Annotated in this window: 22 protein-coding genes and 1 pseudogene; 19 read left to right on the top strand and 4 right to left on the bottom strand. The window is 44.2% G+C overall.

Annotated features, from left to right (window positions below; genetic code table 11):
• Positions 1-15: 15 nt before the first annotated feature.
• On the bottom strand, positions 16-633 hold the full coding sequence (locus NSS94_RS14985) for a TVP38/TMEM64 family protein (RefSeq protein WP_341039560.1): 618 nt from the start codon (positions 631-633) through the stop codon (positions 16-18).
• Between the two features lie 350 nt (positions 634-983).
• Here NSS94_RS14985 and NSS94_RS14980 point away from each other — a divergent pair, with 350 nt between their 5' ends.
• The 5 genes from NSS94_RS14980 to NSS94_RS14960 all read left to right on the top strand — a co-directional run bounded on the left by NSS94_RS14980 (position 984) and on the right by NSS94_RS14960 (position 5,355).
• Positions 984-1,673, top strand: a complete 690-nt coding sequence (locus tag NSS94_RS14980; protein WP_029517222.1) for a TerC family protein — start codon at positions 984-986, stop codon at positions 1,671-1,673.
• Between the two features lie 165 nt (positions 1,674-1,838).
• Positions 1,839-2,783, top strand: a complete 945-nt coding sequence (locus NSS94_RS14975; protein WP_029517223.1) for a Gfo/Idh/MocA family protein — start codon at positions 1,839-1,841, stop codon at positions 2,781-2,783.
• A gap of 72 nt (positions 2,784-2,855) precedes the next feature.
• Positions 2,856-3,176, top strand: a complete 321-nt coding sequence (locus tag NSS94_RS14970; protein ID WP_013310862.1) for a hypothetical protein — start codon at positions 2,856-2,858, stop codon at positions 3,174-3,176.
• 95 nt (positions 3,177-3,271) lie between these two features.
• Positions 3,272-3,550, top strand: coding sequence for a hypothetical protein (locus NSS94_RS14965; RefSeq protein ID WP_029517224.1), 279 nt, complete (start codon positions 3,272-3,274; stop codon positions 3,548-3,550).
• A gap of 320 nt (positions 3,551-3,870) precedes the next feature.
• Positions 3,871-5,355, top strand: a complete 1,485-nt coding sequence (locus tag NSS94_RS14960) for an alpha-N-arabinofuranosidase (protein WP_341039559.1) — start codon at positions 3,871-3,873, stop codon at positions 5,353-5,355.
• Positions 5,356-5,439: 84 nt separating this feature from the next.
• Here the strand turns inward: NSS94_RS14960 and NSS94_RS14955 are convergent, their stop codons facing one another.
• Positions 5,440-6,258, bottom strand: coding sequence for an AraC family transcriptional regulator (locus NSS94_RS14955; RefSeq protein ID WP_029517226.1), 819 nt, complete (start codon positions 6,256-6,258; stop codon positions 5,440-5,442).
• Between the two features lie 166 nt (positions 6,259-6,424).
• Between NSS94_RS14955 and NSS94_RS14950 the strand changes: the two are divergent.
• The 6 genes and pseudogenes from NSS94_RS14950 to NSS94_RS14925 all read left to right on the top strand — a co-directional run.
• Positions 6,425-6,718, top strand: a pseudogene (locus NSS94_RS14950) (Gfo/Idh/MocA family protein); the annotation flags it as partial.
• Between the two features lie 184 nt (positions 6,719-6,902).
• A complete protein-coding gene (locus tag NSS94_RS14945) occupies positions 6,903-7,670 on the top strand; it encodes a sugar phosphate isomerase/epimerase family protein (protein WP_341039558.1) in 768 nt (255 codons plus the stop codon).
• Positions 7,663-8,745 carry a Gfo/Idh/MocA family protein gene (locus NSS94_RS14940; protein ID WP_029517229.1) on the top strand — a complete coding sequence of 361 codons (1,083 nt, stop codon included), beginning with the start codon at positions 7,663-7,665 and terminating at the stop codon, positions 8,743-8,745. The genes NSS94_RS14945 and NSS94_RS14940 overlap by 8 nt, the downstream gene beginning before the upstream one ends.
• 75 nt (positions 8,746-8,820) lie before the next feature.
• Positions 8,821-9,789: a sugar phosphate isomerase/epimerase family protein gene (locus NSS94_RS14935; protein ID WP_029517230.1), complete on the top strand. Its 969-nt coding sequence runs from the start codon at positions 8,821-8,823 to the stop codon at positions 9,787-9,789.
• 20 nt (positions 9,790-9,809) lie between these two features.
• A complete protein-coding gene (locus NSS94_RS14930; RefSeq protein ID WP_029517231.1) occupies positions 9,810-10,541 on the top strand; it encodes a ThuA domain-containing protein in 732 nt (243 codons plus the stop codon).
• Positions 10,542-10,788: 247 nt separating this feature from the next.
• Positions 10,789-11,133 carry a winged helix-turn-helix transcriptional regulator gene (locus NSS94_RS14925; RefSeq protein ID WP_034095058.1) on the top strand — a complete coding sequence of 115 codons (345 nt, stop codon included), beginning with the start codon at positions 10,789-10,791 and terminating at the stop codon, positions 11,131-11,133.
• Positions 11,134-11,257: 124 nt separating this feature from the next.
• Here NSS94_RS14925 and NSS94_RS14920 read toward each other — a convergent pair whose 3' ends face one another.
• Complete coding sequence (locus tag NSS94_RS14920; protein WP_223821919.1) at positions 11,258-11,557, bottom strand: hypothetical protein; 300 nt, start codon at positions 11,555-11,557, stop codon at positions 11,258-11,260.
• 318 nt (positions 11,558-11,875) lie between these two features.
• On the opposite strand from NSS94_RS14920, the gene NSS94_RS14915 reads away from it, so the two are divergent.
• Positions 11,876-12,643: a DODA-type extradiol aromatic ring-opening family dioxygenase gene (locus NSS94_RS14915; protein WP_029517232.1), complete on the top strand. Its 768-nt coding sequence runs from the start codon at positions 11,876-11,878 to the stop codon at positions 12,641-12,643.
• 138 nt (positions 12,644-12,781) lie between these two features.
• Here the strand turns inward: NSS94_RS14915 and NSS94_RS14910 are convergent, their stop codons facing one another.
• On the bottom strand, positions 12,782-13,498 hold the full coding sequence (locus tag NSS94_RS14910; RefSeq protein WP_013310849.1) for a Crp/Fnr family transcriptional regulator: 717 nt from the start codon (positions 13,496-13,498) through the stop codon (positions 12,782-12,784).
• A gap of 258 nt (positions 13,499-13,756) precedes the next feature.
• On the opposite strand from NSS94_RS14910, the gene adhE reads away from it, so the two are divergent.
• The 7 genes from adhE to metG all read left to right on the top strand — a co-directional run bounded on the left by adhE (position 13,757) and on the right by metG (position 25,687).
• Positions 13,757-16,369: a bifunctional acetaldehyde-CoA/alcohol dehydrogenase gene (adhE, locus tag NSS94_RS14905; protein ID WP_029517233.1), complete on the top strand. Its 2,613-nt coding sequence runs from the start codon at positions 13,757-13,759 to the stop codon at positions 16,367-16,369.
• Positions 16,370-16,697: 328 nt separating this feature from the next.
• The gene (gene pflB, locus NSS94_RS14900; RefSeq protein WP_029517234.1) at positions 16,698-18,959 is read left to right on the top strand and encodes a formate C-acetyltransferase; all 2,262 of its coding nucleotides are present in this window, start codon (positions 16,698-16,700) and stop codon (positions 18,957-18,959) included.
• A 51-nt stretch (positions 18,960-19,010) separates the two neighbouring features.
• Positions 19,011-19,769 (top strand): pyruvate formate-lyase-activating protein, encoded by a 759-nt coding sequence (gene pflA, locus NSS94_RS14895; protein WP_029517235.1) that lies wholly within the window; start codon positions 19,011-19,013, stop codon positions 19,767-19,769.
• Between the two features lie 219 nt (positions 19,770-19,988).
• Positions 19,989-22,211 (top strand): copper amine oxidase N-terminal domain-containing protein, encoded by a 2,223-nt coding sequence (locus NSS94_RS14890; protein ID WP_029517236.1) that lies wholly within the window; start codon positions 19,989-19,991, stop codon positions 22,209-22,211.
• Positions 22,212-22,464: 253 nt separating this feature from the next.
• Positions 22,465-22,962 carry a Fur family transcriptional regulator gene (locus tag NSS94_RS14885; protein ID WP_029517237.1) on the top strand — a complete coding sequence of 166 codons (498 nt, stop codon included), beginning with the start codon at positions 22,465-22,467 and terminating at the stop codon, positions 22,960-22,962.
• A gap of 1 nt (position 22,963) precedes the next feature.
• Positions 22,964-23,254, top strand: a complete 291-nt coding sequence (gene yidD / locus NSS94_RS14880; RefSeq protein WP_029517238.1) for a membrane protein insertion efficiency factor YidD — start codon at positions 22,964-22,966, stop codon at positions 23,252-23,254.
• Positions 23,255-23,668: 414 nt separating this feature from the next.
• Positions 23,669-25,687: a methionine--tRNA ligase gene (metG, locus tag NSS94_RS14875; protein WP_029517239.1), complete on the top strand. Its 2,019-nt coding sequence runs from the start codon at positions 23,669-23,671 to the stop codon at positions 25,685-25,687.
• The last annotated feature ends 4 nt before the right edge of the window (positions 25,688-25,691 follow it).

The following is a 25,691-nucleotide window of genomic DNA, read 5'->3' as shown; positions in this document are numbered from 1 at the left end:
TAGCAAACTGTCGCATTAAATTCTATTGATGCGTTGAAGCCTTTTTCGGTAGAGTATAAAGCCGCCGCCCACCAATGCAGTATATAGCACCAAAATGAGCAAACCAGTGATTGGGTGTTCTGCAAAGCTGCCGCCAGCATAAGCATACACCGCAATTGCGGGAAGCTTGCCAATAGCTGTACCTAGGATAAAGCTCCAGAACGGAAACCCCGCTACTCCAGCGTATACATTTACCGCTGCCTGGGGGATGACCGGAATCAGGCGAGCCAGCAGAACAGCAGCAAAAGGCTCCCTTTCCATGACCCGATTGAAGCGCTCCAATGCAGGAACCCGCTTCAAATAGGCTCGTCCTTTGTCACGAAACAGGGTACGTACTGCAATGAAAACGACCAGTGCAGCCATGGTAGTGCCTAGCCAGCAAATCAGAGCACCTTGCCAAGGACCTGCGGCATAAGCAATAGAAGCGATAATCAGCTTGTAAGGCACAAACGGTATTAACGCGAATAAAAATGCGAGCAGTAGCAGAACTGGAAAGGAGGTTTGCTTGTCCGCCCAGGCGAGCCAATCATATCTGTAGATAAACGTGATGCAAAGCAGCGAAACATAAGCAGCGGCAAGTAGCCATTTTTTCATTTACATACCTCTTTCAATATCCCTGTACGGCTTATCGCTTATACAGAAAAAAATAGGGTTCACATTCCTAATAATGTGTGCTATACTGCCACTAATAGAATAGTTCCCAAAGGGGAGTAGCTCAACGAGTAAAGTCGTCATTACGGGATTTTTAATCCCCGGCTTTATTGGCAACGTAATGTTGTAAGCGAGACCTTTGCCAGGATTTTAGGAATCCGGGTAAATGGTCTTTTTTTGATGCCAAATTTGGGTCAGCGCCGTTTCCGGATTCCGTGAAATGGCGCTTTTTTAGTATAAAGCGCTGAACTATGTACAGTATAACAAATAAATAAAAAAGGTGGGAGAAACGTATGGATTTGTTGTCAATTGAGTTTTTAACCGCATTAGTATCCATCATTATCATTGATCTGGTGCTAGCTGGTGACAATGCAATCGTAATCGGTTTGGCGGCTCGCAATGTTGATAAGGCCAATCAAAAGAAGGTCATTATTTGGGGGACGGTCGGAGCGGTCATCATTCGTGTGATTGCTACGGTGCTGGTCACGTATTTATTGCAAATTTATGGATTGCGTTTGATTGGGGGACTCGCACTTATCTATATCGCCTATAAGCTACTGGTCGAAGAGAAGAAGCATGAAATTTCAGCCACGAATCAAATGTGGGCAGCGATCCGCACCATTATTATCGCGGATACGATGATGGGGCTCGACAATGTACTTGCTGTAGCGGGCGCAGCTCATGGAAATATGCTACTCGTTATATTGGGTCTTGCAATCTCTGTTCCAATCATGGTGTGGGGAAGTACGATTATCTTGAAGCTGACAGAACGTTACCCAGTAGTTATTACGATTGGGGCTGCTGTACTTGCTTATACTGCTGCCAAAATGGTGGTGGCGGAACCGTTGATTGCACACTGGTTTATGAACGGGGTCGTTAAATACGGCTTTGAGGTTCTGGTTGTGGTTCTGGTTGTAGCCATTGGGATGCGTGTTAAAAAAATCAAAAGTGAAAAAACAAGAAAGCAAGTGCAGCACGCCTAAGCTAACTTACATTGAGGTAAACTTAGCTGAAGCTGAATGTTCATGCCATAGAGGCTGTTCCGTTATTGTCCAACTGGACCCGGAGCAGTCTCTTTTCTTTACTTGTCAGCAGACTTCCATGTAAACTAGACAACAGATGAATGAGTGATTAGAGGTGGGAATGATATGGACAAGCAAACGAAGACAAGGGTAGCCATTGCGGGACTGGGTGGTATTGCTCGTAAAGTATATTTGCCGTTACTGGCTGCACACCAAGGTGTAGACATTGTAGGTGTCATGAACCGTTCACAGGAGCCGGTAAGTTCCGTCATGGAGCAATATAGGTTGCCTAGAGGAACGACAGATGTGAAGGAGATGCTGGCATGGGAACCGGAAGCTGTATTTATACATGCCGCGACCGAAGCTCATTTTGATCTGGTTATGGCGTGTATTGAAAAAGGGATTGCCGTGTATGTGGATAAACCGTTGTCCTATGATGTTCGTCAGAATCTGGAAATGACCGCTTTTGCGGAAGCACAGGCCGTGCTGCTGGCGGTGGGATTTAATCGGCGTTTTGCCCCGCATTATGTTGCTGCTAAGGCTTGGTTAGAGGAAGCGGGTGGATTCAGTCAATGTGCGGCTATTAAACATCGTACTGGATATGATCGAAGACCGGCGGCACAGACGGTTTATGATGATTTAATTCATATGCTTGACTTGCTTTTGTGGCTGGGTGGCGATGATTATGAACTGCTGCATAGTAGTCTGAATACGACGAGTGAAGGATATATGGATGCTGCGTTCGGGACTGTACGTTTGGGAAATGCCACCGGAAGCTACAGTATGAGTAGACAGGCAGGAGCTGACATAGAAAAACTGGAGCTTCACGGGGCAGGACGGTCTGTTGAAGTAACAAATATGGAACAGGCTGTTTTTATGCAAAAAAATCATTCACCATTAACGCAAGCTTTTGGAAGCTGGGATACGATTTTGGAAAGACGAGGATTCACAGGAGTCGTGAATCATTTTCTGGAGCATATTCATCGTCCGGAGGAGTGTGCTGTACGAGCTGGAAAAGTATTGGAAAGCCATATGCTGGCTGACGAACTGATCAACCGTTTGAGTGATTAATATGGAACGTCCGAACATGATCTTAACAGTCCAGACAGACATCAAGAATTAGGTTGAAGGAGAAATGAATGAATGGAAGAAGATAATCGTGGTAAACAGCTAGAAGAAGCCATCATCGAAAATTATAAGCAAGAAGAAGATATGATGATTCTTGTATTTGCGCAATGGTGTATCAATCACGGGTTGGAGCCAGAGGAATTATATCGTGTAGCGTATCCGCATCAGGATAGCAACGAGCGTCTGCTACGAGTACGCAAATTGACTGTATCGCGTGAAGAAGCGGGTGATATTCCGCTGGATACAGTATTAGGGGTACTATCCATGTTCGGAAATGAGGACTTGGCGATGGTCGTATCCGAGGCGGCTGCCAGCCTTCCGTCGGAACGGAAATAGGGCTAGCCAGAATAAAGGATATACTGTTATCATTTATGGCATCATGGACTCACTATATTTACTTAAGACATTGTTGATGGGGAGGTAAGCTGACGATGGAAGATATACCTGTGCCAAGCACCTGCAAAGGTTGTGAAAGAGATATCTCGATATCGGAAGAGCAAATTACCAGAATTCTAACCAACATGAGACCCAAAATGGAATGTGTAAACGATGAAGTGTACGAAGCCAGACTGTTGGCCTGCTCACAATGTGAAGAGTTAATGTCCGGACATACGTGTGGTATCAGCGGAAGTATTGTTCGTGTACGTGCTTTGGCGGCAGCTCAAAATTGTCCCAGTTACCATGGTTCACGGTGGATAGGAACAGCCTAAAAGATACAATGCTCAGGCTCGGCTGAACCTGGATTACGGGTTAAAGTAGTCATACCTTGGTCTGCCTTAATGGCAGGCTTTTTGGTTTGATTGGACCTTTTCTTAACGATTGACAAAAAGTAGACAATAAAATATATTAAACACGTGAAATATTTTTGTTTAATTATTAATATTTATATTAATATTTACTAAAAGTAATGATGCGTAAAAATTAAGATCGAAAGAAAATCGGTGGTATGAGTGGTATTTAGGCCAAAATGAAAGCGCAAACATTTGTGCGGGTGTTCCAACAATCTTAATATTTTTGGGGAGGGTTTGTTGTGAAGGGTTCTATTGTTGTTAATACCGATTGGAAACAAGGCATTATTAATAAAAACATTTATGGACAATTTGCTGAGCATCTTGGACGTTGCATTTATGAAGGCATATGGGTTGGAGAGGACTCACCGATTCCGAACACAAACGGAATTCGTAATGATGTGGTGGAAGCGCTGAAAAAGCTGAATATTCCTGTGCTGCGCTGGCCGGGAGGCTGTTTTGCCGATGAATATCATTGGAAAGATGGTATCGGACCCAAAGGAAATCGTAAGAGAATGGTAAATACGCATTGGGGCGGTGTGGTTGAAAATAATCATTTTGGCACACATGAGTTTTTTCAATTGTGCGAGCTGTTAGATGCAGAGCCTTATATTTGTGGAAATGTCGGCAGTGGTACAGTTCAGGAAATGTCGGAATGGGTAGAGTACATGACCTTCGATGGAGAGTCCCCAATGGCTGCATGGCGTCAGGAAAACGGTCGTGAGAAACCATGGAAGCTCAAATATTTTGGAGTGGGTAACGAAAACTGGGGTTGTGGCGGTAACATGCGCCCAGAATATTATGCCGACCTGTATCGCCGCTATCAGACATATGTCCGTAACTATGGCGAGAACCGCATTTATCGGATTGCAGGTGGGGCGAATGTGGACGATTATCGTTGGACCGAAGTGTTGATGCGTGAAGCTGGGCATCTTATGGACGGTTTGAGCCTGCATAACTATACGATCCCGGGAAACTGGGAAGGGAAACGGCAAGCACTCGGCTTTGATGAAGCGGAATGGTTCGAGACGATGAAAAAATCACTGCACATGGATGAATTGATTACTCGTCATTCTGCTATTATGGACCAATATGATCCTGACAAAAGGGTCGGACTGATTGTCGATGAATGGGGAACTTGGTTCCTGACTGAGCCAGGGACCAATCCGGGCTTCCTGTATCAGCAAAATACGATGCGCGATGCGCTGGTAGCTGGGCTGCATCTACACATTTTCCATAATCACCATGACCGAGTACAGATGACGAATATTGCTCAAATGGTCAATGTTTTACAAGCAATGGTTCTGACCGAAGGTCCTGCTATGCTGTTGACGCCGACATACCATATATTTGAAATGTTTAAGGTGCATCAGGATGCGCAAGCACTGGCTGTTCATGTAAAGGTAGGCGATTATGAATATGACGGGGATTCCATTCCGCAAGTAAGCGTGTCCGCCTCCAAGGCGCAGGATGGTAATATTCATATCAGCTTTTGCAACGTCCATCCGGGCGTGTCGGCAAACTTGAATTTGGAGCTAAGAGGACTGGAAGAGGTTAAAAAGATCAGTGGTGTTGTCCTTGCCAACGACGATATGCAGGCACATAATACGTTTGATCAGCCAGAGCGTGTGAAAAAGGAAGCTTTCACATCCTATCAGCTTCAAGGTCAGCATTTGGATGTTACACTGCCACCAATGTCAGTAGTGATGCTGACAATTGCTCCGTAAAAAAGCTGGGTCGTGGTATGTAAGCAGCATCCACTATTATTGGTTATGAACAAAGAGAGCGTTCAGGTGAACGCTCTCTTTGTCCTACAATTGCTCGCGGTGAATCACCCTGAATTCCTTAGGCGACATACCGAAGCGGGAACGAAATACACGGTGAAAATACGTGTAATTTGCAAATCCTGACGATTCGGCGGCTTGTTCCAGTGACATGGGACTGAAAATGATTCGTTCTCTCGCCATGTTAAGCCTGATGTCCAGCGTGTACTGCATAATGCTCGTATCAAATGTTTCCTTAAACAGATGCACTGCTCGGGATACGCTGATACCGACGTGTGAAGACACGTCATCTAGCTTGAAGTTAGAGGATGCATTTTCTTCAATATAATTTTTAATCTGATACGCAAGATAGTTATGATGAGTAGCGATAGGATGATCGGATAGCATACGGTCAAACTCCAAACATAAAATGCGTATGTAATAACTTGATATTTCCGGGTAAGGATTAGAAATACGTCGTTGCTCCATCACAAGCTGACGAAATAGGCCAAGCAGGGCTTCTGTGAGCTGAACCTTAATTCTGTTGGGTCGTTTATGATGGTTCCACCACTCATCTACCCAGGAACCACCGAAAAAAATGTGATAATCTCCGCTTTCCACGACCAGCTCTCCCATGGGATTCAACTCACTATGAATATCCAGTTCATAAGGCTCGGTAGGATTGAATAACAGTAGGTCACCTGCCTCAATCCGTGTCATTTCCCCGTTAATGCGGGCTTGGCAACGTCCATCTGTTTGCAAACGGAATAAATAATTTTTGATCCCCTCAGGCTGGTTCGAATAAAAGGGCTTTCGATGGAAGGAATAGCCTGCGGTAAGAACCTGACAAGGCTCGACGATAGACATGATGATGACTCCTTTGGGCATATGGCTGTTTCAAATATTGACCAGATTGTTCATGTTTTAATCATATTATTCATTTTAAACGAAACAGAAATAGAATACTATGTGAACTGTAAAGCTTACATGTTAGATGAGAAAGTACATGTTGGAGGCCAAGGAGTGTGACGACGTGGAACGAATGAAGGCCGGGATTATCGGATGCGGTACTATTAGCTCGGTATATCTTGAAAATCTCCAAAAGAGCCCACTCATTGAAGTGGTGGCCATCGCTGATTTACTGGATGAGAGGGCAAAGGAGAGGGCCGATAAATTCAACATTGAAAACGTATACAAATCGGATGAATTACTGCGCCAGCCTGAAATTGAGCTTGTATTTAATCTGACCGTGCCTGGCAGCCACGTATGGTCAGATATAGCGATACTAGAGGCAGGCAAGCATGTGTACAGTGAAAAGCCTTTGGCGCATTGAAATTCACGGACCATCGTGCCAATGCTGAGCTGGCCTACCATGTGTTAGAAGCCATGCATGCTTTTCAGCACTCATCATTGGAAGGCAATACATTACGCTGGTAAGTACGTTCAAGCCGGACGAGGATGTGTATTATGGAACAGATATAATGGTTCCTAACTTAAAGAGGTGAAGGGTAATGGCTAAAGTAGGATTGCAATTGTACACCGTAAGGGAAGAGCTTGAACAGGATTTTGAAGGTACATTGCGCAAGGTAGCTGAGCTTGGCTATAAAGGAGTAGAATTTCATACCTTTTTCGGACGCAATGCCAAGGATGTCAGAGCGCTCTTGGATGAACTGAATCTGGAAGTTGTCGGAACTCATGTACAATATTCTCGCTTGCTGGATCATTTGGATGAGGAGATTTCATGCCACAAAGAATTGGGCAATAAGTACCTAATCGTTCCTTATTTAACCGAAGAACAGCGGGAGTGGGATGAACTTTTTGCTAATTTAAATCGTATTGGTGAAAAAGTGAAGGAACAGGGTTTGATACTGGCTTATCATAATCATGATTTTGAATTAACAGAAAAGATCAATGATCGCCCAGTATTCGATGCTTTATATGATGCAGTTTCCGATGATTTGTTACAGGTCGAAATGGATACTTGTTGGGTATACTACGGGGGCTATGATCCAGTGGAATACATCGGACGTTATAATGGACGCCTGCCTATCATTCACTTAAAGGATATGGCACGTGACGAGCAGCAAAAAGCAGTGACTGTAGAGCTTGGCAAAGGCGAAGTGCAGCTTCAGGCCATTACAGACGCCGCTATTCAGGCAGGTGTGGATTGGGTCGTCGTGGAACAGGATTTCTGCTCAAACCCTCCAATCGAAAGCATTGAAACCAGCATTAAATGGCTCCAACAATACGCAGCTCAGGGAGGAAATATTCATGTCTAAAACACTTAAAATCGGGATTATTGGTTGTGGAGGCATTGCCAACGGCAAACACTTGCCGAGTCTTGCCAAGCAGAAGCGTGCGGAGATCGTTGCATTTTGTGACATCATTCAGGAGCGCGCTGAAGAGGCAGCAGAAAAGTTTGGTGTTGATGGCTCGCAAGTTTATAGCGATTACCGTAAGCTGTTAGAAAATAAAGACATTGAAGTCGTACATGTATGTACACCTAACGACTCGCACTCGGAAATTACCGTAGCGGCGCTTGAGGCAGGTAAGCATGTGCTGTGTGAAAAGCCGATGGCTAAAACTGCTGAGCAAGCACGGGAGATGCTTGATGCGGCCAACCGCACAGGTAAGAAGCTGTCCATAGCGTATCAAAACCGTTATCGTGATGACAGTTTGTACCTGAAGCAATTAGTCGAGCAAGGAGAGCTTGGAGAAATTTATCTGGGCAAAGCCATTGCTCTACGCCGTCGCGCGGTTCCGACTTGGGGAGTATTCTTGGATGAAGAGAAGCAGGGCGGTGGTCCTCTTATTGATATTGGCACGCATGCACTAGACCTGACACTCTGGCTGATGGATAATTACAAGCCTAAAAGCGTACTAGGTTCAACTTTCCATAAGCTAGGGGATCGTAAAGATGCGGCAAATGCCTTTGGGCCTTGGAACCCTGAGGAATTTAAGGTAGAGGACTCAGCTTTTGGTTTTATTACGATGCAAAATGGAGCTACGATTGTACTGGAATCCAGCTGGGCATTGAACGTTGTAGAGTTTGGCGAAGCGAAGACACTGTTATGCGGTACCGAAGGCGGAGCCGATATGCAGGATGGATTGCGCATTAACGGAGAAAAGAACAGCCGTTTGTTTGATACGAAAATAGATCTGGATGCAGGTGGTGTTGCCTTTTACTCTGGGGAGACGGAAAATGAAGCAGACCGCGAAGCCCGCCTGTGGATCGAATCTATTCTGGACGACAAAGAACCTCTTGTGAAGCCGGAACAGGCACTGGTTGTTACTGAAATTTTGGAAGCTATCTATGAATCGGCACGTACGGGAAAAGCTGTCTATTTTGACTAAGCCGTAATTATCCCGAATAGACCATCGTTATAATGAAAGCAGCTTTTTTCACATATGATACAGGGGGGATTTCTTTTGAAACTTGGAGTATTTATGGTGTTGTTCGGTGGCCGTTCGCTGGAGGAAGCGTTGGATTATGTGGCTTCTCAAGGATTGGATGCTGTAGAAATCGGTACAGGCGGCAACCCGGGGGATAAGCATTGTAAGCCGGATGAATTGCTGGAGAATGATGCAGCGCTCAAAAATTTTAAAAAGGCAGTAGAGTCCCGCGGACTAACGATTAGCGCACTTAGCTGTCACGGCAATCCTCTTCATCCGCAAAAGCATTTGGCCCAGGCTGATCATGATACGTTTCTTAAAACCGTTCGATTGGCAGAAAAGCTGGAAGTTCCAGTTGTGAACACTTTCTCCGGCTGTCCGGGAGATCATGAGGATGCGAAATATCCAAACTGGCCTGTGGCTCCGTGGCCTAATGATTTTCAAGAAGTGTTGAAGTGGCAATGGGAGAATAAAATTATTCCTTACTGGACCGAGACGGGGAAATTTGCAGCAGATCATCATGTTAAAATTGGATTGGAGCTACACGGAGGCTTCTCCGTTCATACACCAGCGACCTTGCTTCGTTTACGTGAAGCTGCGGGAGAGGTTATTGGTGCTAATCTCGATCCGAGCCATATGTGGTGGCAGGGAATTGACCCTGTGCAGGCAGTTCAAATTTTGGGCCGAGAGGGAGCTATTCACCACTTTCATGCCAAGGATACGACGATTGATCCGATTAATGTAAATAAATATGGACTTACCGATATGCAGGAATATACGAAAATGCTAGATCGCGCTTGGCAGTTCCGTACTGTGGGTTATGGACATGATGTAAAAACCTGGGCAGATATTATCAGTGCTCTGCGCCTGGTGGGATACGATCATGTAGTGAGTATTGAGCATGAAGATGGTCTGATGTCCGTGGAAGAGGGCTTTACTAAGGCTGTCCACAATCTTCGCCAGGTACTGATTGAAGAACCGCTGAGCGAGATGTGGTGGGTCTAACCTAATAGGGGGAAATGTTGATGATTAACGTCACCATTTGGAATGAATTTTTGAACGAAAAGTTGAATGATGAAGCCAAACAGATATACCCTGACGGGATACACAAAGCGTTGGCTGACGGCCTGGCAGGAGAGGGATTTGCCATTCGAACAGCTACACTGCGTGATGATGCAGAGCATGGTTTGGGAGAAGAAGTCTTGAATTCCACAGATGTGCTGCTGTGGTGGGGGCATAAAGCCCATGATCAGGTGAGCGATGAAGTTACGGCGCGTGTTGTCAAGCGAGTGCAGGAAGGAATGGGCTTAATCGTGCTGCACTCAGGCCATTTTTCCAAGCCATTCAAAGCCCTGATGGGCACTAGCTGCGATCTGAAATGGAGGGTGGCAGGTGAACAGGAGATTATTTGGTCGGTGAATCCGTCACATCCCATTGCAGAAGGCATTGACGCCAAAATATTGTTGAAGCAGGAAGAGATGTATGGCGAGTTCTTTGATATTCCAGCGCCAGATGAATTGGTATTTGTTAGTAACTTTGAAGGTGGCGAAGTATTTAGAACCGGATGTACTTTCCGTCGAGGTAGTGGTAAAATATTTTATTTTCGCCCAGGCCATGAGACCTATCCGACTTATTACCAGCCTGATATTTTGAAGGTTATTGCCAATAGTATTCGTTGGACTTCTCCAACAAGTATTAACAAACCAATATATGGTAGAAGTGAACCGGTAAGACCTCTCGGTGGAGTGTTGGTATAATGACAATCATCACATTTTGATGAGCTATATAATGAATAGATTGAAAGGCGGAACCTCTAGGGGATTCCGCCTTTTTTGATTTAACGATTTAGACATATACCTGCTGTGTTGGTTTGTTGTATAATCAGTTTTGGTCATGGCAACTTTATCGGCGCAGGTATTTAATTTAAGAAGAAAGTGTTTTCTTTCGGGATAAAGTATGCTAAAATGATATATACTAACAAAAGGAAAGCTTTATCAAACCGAAATGCAAAAGAAGGTGAAAAATTTGGAGAGTCAACCGCAATGTACAAAAATGTGTCCGCGTTTTGAAACCGCCTTTTCATGTTTGGGCAAGCGTTGGAATGGATTAATTATTCAATCCATGATGAGCGGTCCTAAGCGGTTTAAGGATATTTCCAATCTGATTCCCACAATGAGTGACAAAATGTTATCAGAGCGGATGAAAGATTTGGAAAATGAAGGAATTCTTACACGTCATGTATATCCAGAAACTCCTGTCCGCATTGAATACGAGCTAACAACCAAAGGCCGTGCACTTCAGCCGGTTATGGAACAGATTCAATTTTGGGCTGAGGAATGGATTAGATGAGCACCAAACTAAATAAGTGTTTTTCATAGCAAAACAGCCTTTTCCTAGAAAAAAGGCTGTTTTTTATATTGCGTTTAGGACTACTTATCCATTTTGCAGAAATGATGTGCTTAGGCAGCACGACTTAATAGCCTTTGACGCGCCCTGCAACTGAGAATAATGCTGCTGTTGCACGGCGAGGCACACGGGTTTGAATATCCAGCGCGGCCGAACGGAATGTACCCAGACAGGAATGACAAAGTCTCCCTGCATAAATAGGGGAACGGCAGGACTCACAAGGATAATCAAGCTGACTGTATGTGGAGGGAAATTTGCCTGCTCTTACCCAATCTGTGAGCAATTCTATAGGTGTACCAGTTACGTCACTGAGCTGGCGAGTATGAGTAGAAGGATGCTTCCATAGATAGTTAGAACAGCGGTCCAAGAATATATTTTCTTCCTGAATACAAGTACTACAGAGGTTTCTAAGGTTTTGACGAAAAACGGAACCGCATTTTGGGCAATTAGAAGTATGTATCTCCATGGAAACCAGTCCTTTGTATCGAAATAAAGTGAAATTTTAAAATTTATTAGTTACATATTACTATGACATTATACCTATATCAATCTTTATTTATAGAATCTTTGACCTTTAAGTGTATGTTAAAATCTGTGTTGACATGACTCTGTTACTTATGTATCATTACTTACATAAAGTTACTTGATGAATAAAATAAATTGTTGATGATAAGGGGATCTTTATATGATGCCATCTTTATTTTTGGCCCATGGCTCACCGATGCTTGCTATTGAACAGACGGACTATACTTCATTTTTAGAGCAACTGGGGAAAAGTATTCGTCCTAAAGCAATAGTTATCTTTACTGCTCATTGGGAAACACAAACGTTGACGATCAGTTCGATGGATGACGTGTACGATACCATTTATGATTTTGGCGGTTTTCCACCGGAACTGTACACAGTGAAATATCCAGCACATGGTTCTGTGGAACTGGCCAATAAGCTGAAAAAATTATATGAACAAAAGGGCATTGACGTAGAAACTGATCGGGTGAGGGGTTTGGATCATGGATCTTGGACATTGTTGCATCGTATGTATCCTGAGGCAGACATTCCGGTAGTTCAGATCTCTGTAAATCCATATCTCTCGCCCAAAGCACAATATGCTATTGGTGAAGTGCTGCGAGGACTGGGAGAACAGGATATTCTGGTCATTGGTAGTGGCGTGACTGTTCATAATCTGCGTATCGTCAAATGGGGGGAAACGAAAACAGAACCTTGGGCTATAGATTTTGATGATTGGATTATTGAAAAAGTACAAAGTAGAGATATAGAGGCTTTGGATCACTATGAAAGCGAAGCACCGTATGCTCGCCAGGCCGTACCCAGAGCAGAACACTTTGTACCGTTGTTTATTGCAATGGGGAGTGGCAATCCTGCAAACAAAGCCAAGGTTATCCATAGAAGCTATGAGATGGGGAATTTAAGTTATCTATGTTTACAGTTTTAAAGAGTGTTGCCAGAAGAAGGACTGTCATTAAAATGCTTCGCTACTGCTCCTGTATAAGTAGGGGAGTGGAAATAAATTAGGGAGTGTTATAAGCTATAGTGGCTTATAACACTCCCTTTTACATAAAAAAACGATTTATTATATCCGGCAAATCTCACGAGGGCATAGTTCACAATGACATACACCTTGCAGCATTTCCAAATCTTTGACAACAATCATACCATTATCATATTCAACTGCATTTTTCTTACGTAGATCACTAAGCATCCGGTTTACGCTTTCCCGGGTCGCACCGATCATATTTGATAAGTCAGTATGAGTAATTTTTTTATGAATCAGGATATGTTCGCCGTGAGGCTCACCATAGGTATTGCATAGACGAATGAGCGTTGAACATAAAGCGCCTGGCTTGCCGTACATCATCAAATCGCGGAACTTAGTCTGAGTAATGCGGTGATGTGAACCCATCCATTTCATAAAGTCAATCGCAAAATCACAATGCTGGCAAATAAGCAGTTCCAAATCTGTATGATCGATTACGCCAATATCACTGTCTTCCAGAACCTCAGCAGAAAAGGAATGCTTAGTACCGAAAAATGGATCGGCTTGACCAACAAGATCGCCGCTTTGATACATATATAGAATAAGTTCCTTGCCCTCATCCGTTGTTTTGGTTACTTTCACGCGTCCGCGCTTAATATAAAACAGCTTATCCGCTGTATCTCCTTCCCAGAACAGATGCGAGCTTTCTGGCATAACTCGATCTTTCATCATTACTTGCAATCGGTTGAAGCTGGCCTCCGAGAAGCAACAGGTGTTGCCGCGGGCTTCCATTACATTTGTAGGGTTTCTCATCGTCCATTTCCCCTTTGTATCCTATGTTTTTTATCTGCAACTTGATCAATTCAAATTCATTATATACTTGTGCAATGAGTTTTTGGGGCAAGAAGAGGGGGTAAAAGTGGCAGAATTCCAAACTTTGTGATTTAATTCACTTCATAAAATAAAATTTTAAATAGATTGTGAAAAAAATCACAATATATCTTGAAAAGCTGTGTTACGATCAGTGCGTGAACAAGAGATAGTACACGAGATAACAGGAGGATGAGGGAAATGGCTGTTAAAAACGAGGTTATTCAAAAAGAGCAAAGCGCAGAGCAGTATATTCAAACGCTGATTGACCGGGGGAACCGGGCACAGCAAGCTTTCATGAGTATGAATCAGGAACAGATTGACGAAATCGTACAAGCTATGGCACTCGCAGGGATGGATAAACACATGTACCTGGCGAAGTTGGCTGTTGAAGAAACAGGACGCGGTGTGTACGAGGACAAAATCACCAAAAACATGTTTGCAACAGAATATATCTATCATAGCATCAAAAATGAAAAAACCGTCGGTGTCATTGAAGACAATGATTTTGACAGTTTTCAAAAGATAGCAGAGCCAGTCGGTATTATCATGGGGATCACTCCAGTGACAAACCCGACTTCGACTACGATGTTCAAAGCGCTGATTGCCATTAAAACACGTAACCCAATCATTTTCGGTTTCCATCCATCTGCTCAATCGTGTAGTGCGGAAGCAGCCCGCGTCTTGCTCGAAGCAGCTGTTAAACATGGTGCTCCGGCCGATTGTATTCAATGGATTGAAGCACCTTCGATGGATAAGACCAATGTATTGATGAACCACCCTGATGTGGCGCTAATTTTGGCAACTGGTGGATCAGGCATGGTTAAGGCAGCTTATAGCTGCGGTAAACCAGCACTTGGTGTAGGTCCTGGTAACGTGCCTTGCTTTATTGAAAAAACAGCAGATATCAAACAGGCCGTGAACGATCTTATCCTCTCGAAATCTTTTGATAACGGTATGATTTGTGCTTCGGAGCAAGCGGTTATTATCGAAGAGCCAATCTTCGAACAAGTGAAAAAATTGATGATCGCTAACGGTTGCTATTTTGTAAATAAAGAAGAAGCAGCTAAGCTCACTCAAGGAGCTATGAATGTCGAGAAATGTGCAGTGAACCCAGCTATTGTCGGGCAGTCTGCTGTGAAAATTGCTGAAATGAGTGGTATTACAGTACCAGCAGGAACTAAAATTTTGGTCGCTGAGATTGAAGGGGTAGGAACAAAATTCCCATTGTCTGCGGAAAAATTGAGTCCTGTATTAGCTTGCTATAAAGTAAAAAATGCGGAACAAGGTATTCAACGCGCTGCTGAAGTCGTGGAATTCGGGGGCATGGGTCACTCGTCCGCTATTCATTCGAACGATGAGGATGTTATCGCTCGGTTTGCAAACCGTTTGCAAACAGGACGTATCATTGTAAATGCACCTTCCACACATGGTGCGATTGGCGACATTTACAACACCAATCTTCCTTCGTTGACACTTGGTTGCGGTTCGTACGGTCGTAACTCGACTTCGTCGAACGTATCGGCAGTCAATCTGATTAATGTGAAAAGGGTGGCGAAACGGACGGTGAATATGCAATGGTTCAAAGTACCTTCCAAAATCTATTTTGAAAAAAATTCGACACAGTATCTTGCTAAAATGCCTGATATCACACGTGTAGCTATTATCACAGACCCTATGATGGTACAACTGGGATATGTAGATCGTGTTATTCATTATCTGCATCAGCGCCAAACACCAGTAGCTATCGAAGTGTTCTCTGAAGTAGAGCCAGATCCATCGACAGTTACGGTAGAACGTGGTACTGAAATGATGAGACGTTTCCAACCGGATTGCATCATCGCACTGGGCGGCGGTTCGCCAATGGATGCCGCTAAAGGCATGTGGATGTTCTATGAATATCCAGATACTGATTTCAATAACTTAAAACAAAAATTCATGGATATCCGTAAACGGATTTACAAGTACCCACGTCTGGGCCAAAAAGCACAATTTGTAGCTATCCCTACAACATCGGGTACAGGTTCCGAAGTTACATCGTTCGCAGTAATTACGGACAAAAACCTGGGCGACACGAAGTACCCACTGGCTGACTATGAGTTGACTCCTGATGTGGCAATTATTGACCCAGTGTTTGTATATTCGCTGCCTAAAACAGCTGTAGCGGACACAGGTATGGACGTTCTGACACATGCTATCGAGGCTTACGTGTCCGTAATGGCTAATGACTACACAGATGGTCTGGCAATTAAAGCCATTCAATTGGTATTCCAATACCTAGAACAATCGGCTCTGACCGGTGATAAGCTGGCTCGTGAAAAAATGCATAATGCTTCCACACTTGCTGGTATGGCGTTTGCTAATGCATTCTTGGGCATTAACCACAGTCTTGCACATAAATGGGGTGGACAATACCATACAGCGCATGGCCGCACGAATGCCATTTTGATGCCGCACGTTATTCGTTATAATGCGAAAAAACCGACAAAATTTGCTTCGTTCCCTAAATATTCGCACTTTGTTGCGGATGAGCGTTATGCAGAAATCGCGCGCATACTGGGACTGCCTGCACGCACCACCGAAGAAGGGGTTAACAGCTTGATCGAAGCGATCCGTAAAATGAACAAAACACTCGGTATCGAGGAATCGTTCCAACAAATCGGTTTCGATGCGAAAGATTTCGAATCACGTGTAGATTATCTGGCTGACCGCGCATTTGAAGATCAATGTACAACTGCGAATCCTAAGTTGCCACTGGTTACTGAGTTGGCTGATGTCTATCGCAATGCCTTCTACGGACGTTTTGACCAATAATATAATAGGTAAGAAGAGGCTTGTGAAAAAGCATTTTCTCGTTCAATACCGATGCAGGCTCTCTATATAGAGGGCCTGTTGGTTTGGGAAGGGAGGTGAAAGGCAAGGCTAAGGATATAGGCGCGAAGCTAGGGAAAATAAAGTGACAAAAATCACTCATATTGTGATTTTTGTCACATACTACACTCTATCATTATTCTACAATAAGGGTGTAAGAAAGGTCCCGACACTGAGCGTAAGGCATCGGTGAACAGGCCGGGCTCAAGAAATAGCTTTATCGTGAAAAAAATCACAAGTCCGGAAGACCAAACAATTTGGAGGGATTTACATGTCGGTGATTGAGAGAGAATTACAAGAGCAACAATCTGGCTGGAGAGGTTTTAAAAAAGGCAAATGGACTAAAGAAGTCAACGTCAACGATTTTATTGAAACCAATATCTTACCTTATGTTGGCAATGAAGAATTTTTGGTTGGTCCTACGGCCAACACAACTGCATTGTGGGATATTGTATCCGATCTTACCAAAAAAGAGTTGGCAAACGGCGGCGTGCTTGATGTAGACGTGAATACGCCATCCACTATTATTTCACATAAACCGGGTTATCTAGACCGGGATAAAGAGCAAATTGTCGGTGTACAAACAGATGCTCCATTCAAACGTTCTTTACAGCCGTTTGGCGGAATTCGAATGATGATCGACGCTTGCAAAGCCTATGGTTTTGAAGTGCCAGAAAGTATCATTGATATCTTCACTCATATTCGTAAAACTCACAACCAAGGTGTATTTGACGCTTATACAGATGAAATGAGAGCAGCTCGTAAAGCTGGTATCATTACTGGTCTGCCAGATGCATACGGCCGTGGTCGTATTATCGGTGACTATCGTCGTGTAGCTTTATACGGTGCAGACTTCTTGATCCAAGATAAAAAGCTGCAACTGAAAAGCCTTGAAGTTGATTCCATGGAAGAAGACGTAATTCGTCTGCGTGAGGAAATTTCCGAGCAAATTCGTGCTTTGAATGAACTGAAACAAATGGCTGCTGAGCACGGTTTTGATATTTCAAAACCTGCTAACAATGCGAAAGAAGCTTTCCAATGGGTATATTTTGGATATCTTGCAGCAATCAAAGAACAAAATGGTGCAGCAATGTCCTTAGGACGTGTATCTTCCTTCCTTGATATTTACTCTCAACGTGATATGGAAGAGGGTACAATGACAGAAGAACAAGCTCAAGAACTGGTCGATCATTTTGTTATGAAATTGCGTATTGTTAAGTTCTTGCGCACACCTGACTATAATGAACTGTTCAGTGGAGATCCAACTTGGGTTACTGAGTCCATTGGTGGTATGTCCGTAACTGGAGAAACTCGGGTAACTAAAAACAGCTTCCGTTTCCTGCACACCCTCTACAATCTGGGACCTGCACCGGAACCGAACCTGACTGTACTGTGGTCGGAAAAATTGCCTGAAGGCTTCAAAAAATATTGTGCGAAAGTTTCTATTGAAACTAGCTCCATTCAGTACGAGAATGACGATCTGATGCGTCCGATTTATGGAGACGACTATGGTATTGCTTGTTGTGTATCGGCAATGAAAATCGGTAAACAAATGCAATTCTTTGGTGCTCGTGCTAACTTGGCTAAAGCTCTGCTGTATGCAATTAACGGTGGTAAAGATGAAAAATCTGGCGTCCAAGTAGGGCCTGAATTCCCAGCCATTACAGGTGAAGTTCTGGATTATGAAGAAGTGTTGAGTCGCTTCAAACCTATGATGGAATGGTTGGCAAAACTGTATATGAACACTTTGAATGTTATTCACTACATGCATGATAAATATAGCTACGAACGCATTGAAATGGCGTTGCATGATCGTGATATTCTCCGCACCATGGCTTGTGGTATTGCGGGTCTGTCAGTTGCTACCGACTCCTTGAGTGCCATTAAATTTGCAAAAGTTAAACCAATCCGTAACGAAAAAGGGATTGCTGTGGACTTTGAAATTGAAGGCGAATACCCTTGCTACGGTAACAACGATGACCGTGTAGATAACATCGCTGTGGAACTGGTAGAGAGCTTCATGAGCATGATTCGCAAGCATAAAGCTTATCGTAATGCGCTTCCTACTCAATCTGTACTGACTATTACTTCTAACGTGGTGTATGGTAAGAAAACAGGTACAACACCGGATGGACGTAAAGCAGGCGAACCGTTTGCACCAGGGGCAAACCCAATGCACGGCCGTGATAAAAAAGGTGCTTTGGCATCTCTGAGTTCCGTAGCCAAATTGCCTTATGAACACAGTCTGGATGGTATCTCGAACACCTTCTCTATCGTGCCTAAAGCACTGGGTAAAGAAGAAGAAACACGCAAAACAAACCTCGTTTCGATGATGGATGGTTATTTTGGAAGCCACGCACATCATCTGAATGTCAATGTGTTTGCTCGCGAACAACTGTTGGATGCAATGGAACACCCAGAAAACTATCCACAGCTGACGATCCGTGTTTCCGGTTATGCCGTTAACTTTATCAAGCTGACTCGTGAACAACAATTGGATGTTATTAACCGTACTTTCCACGGTACAATGTAAATAAGTATTACAATGACGCACGCATAGCGGATGCGGGAAGGATGATGCAACATGTTGAAAGGACACATACACTCATTGGAAACCTTCGGGACCGTCGATGGTCCCGGCATCCGCTTCGTGCTCTTTATGCAAGGATGCTTGTTGAAATGTCAGTATTGCCATAATCCGGACACTTGGGCCTTGAATGAAGGCAATCCAATGACCCTAGAGGAAGTATTGGCTGAAATTGAACCGTATTTAGCCTATTACCGTTCTTCGGGAGGCGGATTGACCGTATCCGGTGGAGAACCGACATTGCAAGCTCATTTTGTAGCAGAGCTGTTCAAAGAAGTGAAACGTCGCTGGAATTTGCACACGACACTGGACAGTAATGGCTTTAATGATGCGGGCCGTATCCATGATCTGCTGGACGTAACAGACTTGGTGTTACTTGATATTAAGCATATTGACAACGACAAGCATATTAAGCTTACAGGCAAGTCCAACGACCGTATGCTAAGCACAGCTCGCTGGTTGTCTGAGCAAGGGCGTAAAATGTGGATTAGACACGTATTTGTACCGGGTATTCATGATGACGAGCAAGATTTATTGAATTTGGGACGGTTTATCGGAACGTTGAACGGAGTCGAGAAATTCGAAATTTTACCTTACCATCAAATGGGTGTTTACAAGTGGGAAATGCTCGGTAAGGAGTATCCGTTGGAGGGAGTTCCATCTCCTACAGACGAAGAAGTTCAACGTGCTTACCGACTCATTGAAGAGGGTCGTCTGGAGACTGCAGGAAAGAATGCTGTCTGTCGTCCATCATAATGTAAATGGTGCAAAAGCTATTTCTTAGTAATGAAGCCGCCGCCACATCAGGTCAGATGGGTGGCGGTTTTTTGTTGTTGAATTTTTTGCAGTCACAGGAGAAAGTTCCCTTTTTTTCATGATAAGCAAAATTTCCAGAAACTTTTTAACAACTGACGCGTCTAATAGTATGACTTTTTACGGGAATGATAATAATTTGGTGATAGAAGGAGACAGACAATGAATTTCAAGAAATGGACCATGCTCACCGCTTTGGCGGTAGCTCAGGTGGCCGCAGTAGCCCCTGTAGGAGCAGAAGCAGCATCAACAACCGTTCAATCCACCGATTCGGTTAGCGCACAGCAGGCTCAGACCAATGTTGCTGATTCCAGCGTTCAGAATAGTATCGGAGCTCAAGAGGGAACAGGCACACAAAACAACACGGTAACACCAGATAACACAGGCGTAACCAATGATCCATTGACTGGCCTACCTACGGATACAACCAACGGATCGAACGTATCCAATGATGTATACGGTGGAGACGGAACGATCACCAATCCTGGTGGAGCTCCAACAAACATGGGTGCTAATCAACTGATTTTGTATTTAAACAGCGCGAAAATGGAACAAAACGGACAGGTGTATACGGCAACTCAGCCGATGACTGTTAAGGACGGAGTTTCCTATGTAGCTATCCGTTCACTTGTCAGCCGTGTCGGATTGCAGTTTAGTTATGACACTGCCACCAAAGAAACCGTAATCACACAAGGAACAAATGTCATGCGCTTCAAAACAGACAGCAAGGTTTATACGGTTAACGGTGAAGCCAGACAAATGAAGGGACCGGCTTTTCAGCAAAAGAACGTATTTATGGTGCCGTTGACCTCGATTACACAGGCCTTAAATATTCCTTATACTGTGAATAATACGACTAAACAAGTTATCATGGATTTGAATCAGAAGCCTAAAGCTTCCTTCACGGTTCAGCAAAAAGATATCTATGCGGGCGAAACCCAAGTTACGTATTTGACGAAGGAATCTTCTCCTACAGGTCTACCGATTGTGAACCAACGTTGGGAAGGTAAGCAGGACGTATTTCAGGAGCCGGGTACATATGTAGTTACCTATTCTGTTCTTGACTCTGCTGGAAACTGGAGTGATCCTTACTCAGTTACAATTACAGTAAGACCGCCGAACCAACCGCCAGTCGCTCTGTTTACTACAGATAAAAAAGAGTACAAGATGGGTGAAAAGATCACCATTACGGACCTGAGTACGGATGATGAGAATGCTATTACTAAGCGTGATTGGGAGAACAAGAAACTTGCCTTCTTCCAACCAGGTGATGTAACGATTACGTTAACCGTGACTGATAAGCACGGCGCAACAGGTACCAAAAGTGAAACGATTAAAATTACGAATGAACTGCTGTACAACGAAGATGATTTCAATAAAATCTTCACACCATATGGTGATAAATATACAGTAGACGGCAGTCAGGTGCCTACCATGGCTACCATTCCTTTGACAAGTACATCTTCACCGCGTCTTTTGATCCGTGCTAACAGCCCGGAACGTGTATTTCAGGACGGAATTGTGTATCAGGAAACCGGATCAGGAAGCACGCGCATACTCGTCCATCATGTGAATGAAACGGGTCGAGATGTGAAAATGTACGTGATTGCAACCAACAACAATATTACTCCTGCCAACATGAATGTCGAAAATTCCGGTTTTGCCGGACCATCTGAATTTGCAACGGCTGCGGGTAAAGTCTCGATTCAACGATATTTTCAATCCATGCAGGATGGAAGCAAGCGTTCTAGCACAGTTCTAAATCCTGGCGAAAGCCGCGTTATTTTACAGGATCTGAACGCACAAAAAATCAAGCAAAAACAAGTCATTTCTCTGTTATCCGATTTATATACGGATCAACCTATTCAATACACGGTTATTGTGTTAGATGCAAATACAGATCCGTTGACCGTGTTGCCTACTTTGGCAAAACTGCCTAAGGACGGTATTCATAACCGTGGAACGTACGCTAATTCGGATATCTCACTCAATTATACCGAAGAGGTTGGTAAAACAGCTCAACGTATCGTTCTTGGCGATAATAAGGTAGACCCGAACCTGATTGGTACGGATGGTCTGGACGGCTCTTCTGCTTCCAATGCCGGTAATTTTGGTGTTGTATATAAAGTTAAATTGGATCATGTAGCGCCGTATTCACTGATTACGTTCAACCCGCGTGGAGGCGAATATTCCGGCTATGCGATGGTAAACAATCAGGTTGTGGGTATCCCGACAAACGGCTCGGTATGGGCTCCAAATGAGATGAGTGTGCTGTATCGCACAGGGCATATCGAGGAAAGTGTAGAGATGTATTTCACTGCTGCTGCAGGAAGTAACTTGCCGGTTTCCGTAGTAGTTATGCCTTTACCAGCTATTAAAAATTAATATGAATTAACCGGTACTGTTTACCGGCTTAGACCTTGGGTCTCGTCATTCACCGTTTAAAAGTCGATGTCACTTGCAGAATATAGGCGTTCTCCTGCTGCGAATTTGATCGTAGCGCTGGAGAGCGTCTTTTTCTTATGTATAGATGCGAATATCTCTTATAATATTGACTTTAATCGTGGTATAATAAATAGATGCAAGCCTAAGCCTGCATCAGAAAACCTGAAACTACAGACAGGGGAGGGTGAAACGCATGCTGACAAAGGATGAGATTATTGCAACAATGTCCGCTCAGGGGCTGCGTATTACAGATCAGCGCAAAACGTTGGCCACGTTATTTTCCGAGAATGAAGGGTATCTGTCCCCCAAAGACGTTTATGAATATATGGGTAAGAAGTACAGTGGACTTAGCTTTGATACAGTTTATCGTAATTTGCGTGTAATGCAGGAATTAGGTGTGCTGGAACAGGTATCTTTTGAGGATGGAATGAAGTTCAAGGTGAGCTGTAATGAGCATCATCACCATCACCATATGATTTGCTTGAGCTGTCAGAAAACATTACCGATTTCTTTTTGCCCAATGCAAATGACGGATACAACGGATCAATTCCAAATCGTCGAGCACAAGTTTGAAATTTTTGGTTATTGTAAAGAATGTCAACAGAAGAATGGACATACTGATAGTAATTCGGATGGGGGATTCAGACAGACGAGCAGTCACACTCACACTCACAGCCACGGGGGCTACTGAAATGAAAATCACCACACGCAGAGTGGTACAGGCTCCGATTAAGTTTTATCGTTCCTATATTTCACCGTTAAAGCCGGCTACCTGCCGATTCTATCCAACGTGTTCAGCGTACGCGTTGGAGGCGGTAGAAGTGCATGGTGCGCTCAAAGGTTCATGGCTTGCTACTAAGCGTATAGCCAAATGCCATCCCTTTCATCCAGGAGGCGTAGATTTGGTTCCTCCTGCAAAAAAGGAGACAGACAGGTCTAGCGAAGATCGTTTGGCTACTCATTCCGAGAAGAGTCTGACTTGACAGCGCTATGCGGATTTGGTTATATTTTGGTTAATATTGTTTTCCTGCGAAGGGATGAGTAGGGTGAATTGTCCAGTACAGAGAGCCGGGGTTAGCTGCAAACCGGTCTGGAGCGAAGCCTGAATATGGTCCTGGAGGAACCTTTTTCGAGCGTATTTGCCACAGTTATTTGTGCACGGGAGGCAAACGTAAGGGGGAGGCGTGTTCCAGCGTTAATGGGCGGTCAGATGTGACCGGTGAAGCCTGTAGTCTGCGAGGATACAGGAAAATTGGGTGGTAACGCGTGAGGTGACTCTCGTCCCATAGGGGCGGGGGTCTTTTTTGTGCCCAATTTGTTCCAAATTCATAAATTGGAGTACCATCATGTCAGCAGGTCTTATCGAGCTGCCGTGAACAAAACAGGAGGCAACATACATGTCCAATGAGAACACATTTTACATTACGACACCGATCTATTATCCGAGCGACAAGCTACATATAGGTCATGCTTACACGACAGTTGCGGGAGATGCAATGGCCCGTTACAAGCGGCTACGCGGTTATGAAGTGCGTTATTTGACAGGAACGGATGAGCATGGTCAGAAGATTGAGCAAAAGGCAAGTGCAGCTGGCAAAACGCCACAACGTTTCGTAGATGACATTGTGGCAGGCATCCAAGACCTGTGGCGGAAGCTCGACATTTCCAATGACGATTTTATCCGTACTACGGAGGAACGTCATAAGGCTGTCGTACAGGAAATTTTTGATCGTTTATTAAAACAAGGCGATATTTACAAGGGAGAATACGAAGGCTGGTACAGCATCCCTGACGAGACGTACTACACAGAAACTCAGCTGGTTGACGTGGTGAAGGACGCTAAAGGCAATGTGACTGGAGGTAAGAGCCCGGATAGTGGACACCCTGTAGAATTGGTCAAGGAAGAGAGCTACTTTTTCCGCATGAGCAAGTATGCTGATCGGTTGCTGCAATTTTATGAAGAGAACCCGCAGTTTATCCAACCGGAATCCCGGAAAAAAGAAATGATTAACAACTTCATCAAGCCGGGGCTAGAGGATCTGGCTGTTTCCCGTACAACTTTTGACTGGGGTGTTAAGGTCAAGGGGGACCCGAAGCATGTCGTATACGTTTGGATTGACGCACTTTCCAACTACATCACAGCCTTGGGATATGGTTCTTCTAATACTGAGCTGTACGATAAATTTTGGCCAGCAAATGTGCATATCGTGGGTAAAGAGATTGTACGGTTCCACACGATATATTGGCCAATCATGCTGATGGCATTGGATCTTCCGTTACCTAAAAAAGTATTTGCACATGGTTGGTTACTTATGAAAGATGGTAAAATGTCGAAATCTAAAGGCAATGTGGTAGACCCGGTAACGTTGATTGACCGTTATGGTCTGGACCAACTTCGCTACTACTTGCTGCGCGAGGTGCCTTTTGGGGCAGATGGAACATTTACACCAGAAAGTTTTGTAGATCGAGTTAATTCGGATTTGGCAAATGATCTGGGCAACTTGTTGAATCGTACCGTGGCGATGGTAGATAAATATTTTGACGGCAAGGTTCCGGCTTATGAAGCAAATGTAACAGAATTCGACGGAGCTCTGGAAGACATGGCAACATCGACTTATAGCAAAGTAGAAGAAGCCATGGAAAACATGGAGTTTTCCGTGGCATTAACGGCGATTAGCCAATTTATTAGCCGTAGCAACAAATATATTGACGAGACGCAACCATGGAATTTGGCTAAGGATGAGGCAAAACGTCGTGAATTGGCATCGGTTATGTTGCATTTGGTAGAAAGCTTGCGCATCGCTTCCATCTTACTTCAGCCATTCTTAACCCGTGCTCCTCATAAAATTTGGGAACAGCTCGGTATTAGCCAAGGTGAGCTGACTACATGGGATAGCGGCAAGCAGTTTGGTCGTATTCCGGAAGGAACACAGTTGGTCAAAGGTAATCCGATCTTCCCACGTCTGGATTCAGAGCAAGAGGTTGCTTTTATCGTGGAAGCAATGACAGGAGGTAAGAAACCAGAGGAAGCTACGACACAAGTTCAACCACAGAATGCATCTGAGACGAGCCAGGAAGCGCCGGAGGCAAAGGAAGAGATTGGCATTGAGGATTTTGCCAAGGTAGAACTGCGCGTTGCTCAGGTCGTCGCTTGCGAGCCTGTGAAGAAGGCAGATAAACTGTTGAAGCTCCAACTTGATCTTGGTTATGAGCAGCGGCAAGTAGTATCAGGGATTGCGAAGTTTTATACACCTGAAGATATCATTGGGCGCAAGGTGATCTGTGTGACCAATCTTAAGCCGGTAAAACTTCGGGGAGAGCTGTCGCAAGGTATGATTTTGGCAGCTTCACATGGAGATCAGCTTACGCTCGCCACCGTACCGGAAGGTATGCCGAATGGTGCAGTTGTAAAGTAGTACG

It is taken from the genome of Paenibacillus sp. FSL L8-0644 (genome assembly GCF_038008165.1).
Lineage (GTDB): Bacteria > Bacillota > Bacilli > Paenibacillales > Paenibacillaceae > Paenibacillus > Paenibacillus polymyxa_D.
The sequence above is the reverse complement of the archived record's forward strand: the minus strand, read 5'-3'. Positions and strand labels throughout refer to the sequence as shown.

What these genes read in the sequence shown, in the direction of transcription:
- NSS94_RS14890 (WP_029517236.1), top strand. Translation starts at nt 19,989, where the DNA reads ATGAATTTCAAGAAATGGACCATGCTCACCGCTTTGGCGGTAGCTCAG.
- pflB (WP_029517234.1), top strand. Translation starts at nt 16,698, where the DNA reads ATGTCGGTGATTGAGAGAGAATTACAAGAGCAACAATCTGGCTGGAGA.
- NSS94_RS14915 (WP_029517232.1), top strand. Translation starts at nt 11,876, where the DNA reads ATGATGCCATCTTTATTTTTGGCCCATGGCTCACCGATGCTTGCTATT.
- NSS94_RS14925 (WP_034095058.1), top strand. Translation starts at nt 10,789, where the DNA reads ATGCAAAAGAAGGTGAAAAATTTGGAGAGTCAACCGCAATGTACAAAA.
- NSS94_RS14940 (WP_029517229.1), top strand. Translation starts at nt 7,663, where the DNA reads ATGTCTAAAACACTTAAAATCGGGATTATTGGTTGTGGAGGCATTGCC.
- pflA (WP_029517235.1), top strand. Translation starts at nt 19,011, where the DNA reads ATGTTGAAAGGACACATACACTCATTGGAAACCTTCGGGACCGTCGAT.
- NSS94_RS14980 (WP_029517222.1), top strand. Translation starts at nt 984, where the DNA reads ATGGATTTGTTGTCAATTGAGTTTTTAACCGCATTAGTATCCATCATT.
- NSS94_RS14945 (WP_341039558.1), top strand. Translation starts at nt 6,903, where the DNA reads ATGGCTAAAGTAGGATTGCAATTGTACACCGTAAGGGAAGAGCTTGAA.
- yidD (WP_029517238.1), top strand. Translation starts at nt 22,964, where the DNA reads ATGAAAATCACCACACGCAGAGTGGTACAGGCTCCGATTAAGTTTTAT.
- NSS94_RS14885 (WP_029517237.1), top strand. Translation starts at nt 22,465, where the DNA reads ATGCTGACAAAGGATGAGATTATTGCAACAATGTCCGCTCAGGGGCTG.
- NSS94_RS14910 (WP_013310849.1), bottom strand. Translation starts at nt 13,498, where the DNA reads ATGAGAAACCCTACAAATGTAATGGAAGCCCGCGGCAACACCTGTTGC.
- NSS94_RS14985 (WP_341039560.1), bottom strand. Translation starts at nt 633, where the DNA reads ATGAAAAAATGGCTACTTGCCGCTGCTTATGTTTCGCTGCTTTGCATC.
- NSS94_RS14970 (WP_013310862.1), top strand. Translation starts at nt 2,856, where the DNA reads ATGGAAGAAGATAATCGTGGTAAACAGCTAGAAGAAGCCATCATCGAA.
- NSS94_RS14955 (WP_029517226.1), bottom strand. Translation starts at nt 6,258, where the DNA reads ATGTCTATCGTCGAGCCTTGTCAGGTTCTTACCGCAGGCTATTCCTTC.
- adhE (WP_029517233.1), top strand. Translation starts at nt 13,757, where the DNA reads ATGGCTGTTAAAAACGAGGTTATTCAAAAAGAGCAAAGCGCAGAGCAG.
- NSS94_RS14930 (WP_029517231.1), top strand. Translation starts at nt 9,810, where the DNA reads ATGATTAACGTCACCATTTGGAATGAATTTTTGAACGAAAAGTTGAAT.
- NSS94_RS14965 (WP_029517224.1), top strand. Translation starts at nt 3,272, where the DNA reads ATGGAAGATATACCTGTGCCAAGCACCTGCAAAGGTTGTGAAAGAGAT.
- NSS94_RS14975 (WP_029517223.1), top strand. Translation starts at nt 1,839, where the DNA reads ATGGACAAGCAAACGAAGACAAGGGTAGCCATTGCGGGACTGGGTGGT.
- metG (WP_029517239.1), top strand. Translation starts at nt 23,669, where the DNA reads ATGTCCAATGAGAACACATTTTACATTACGACACCGATCTATTATCCG.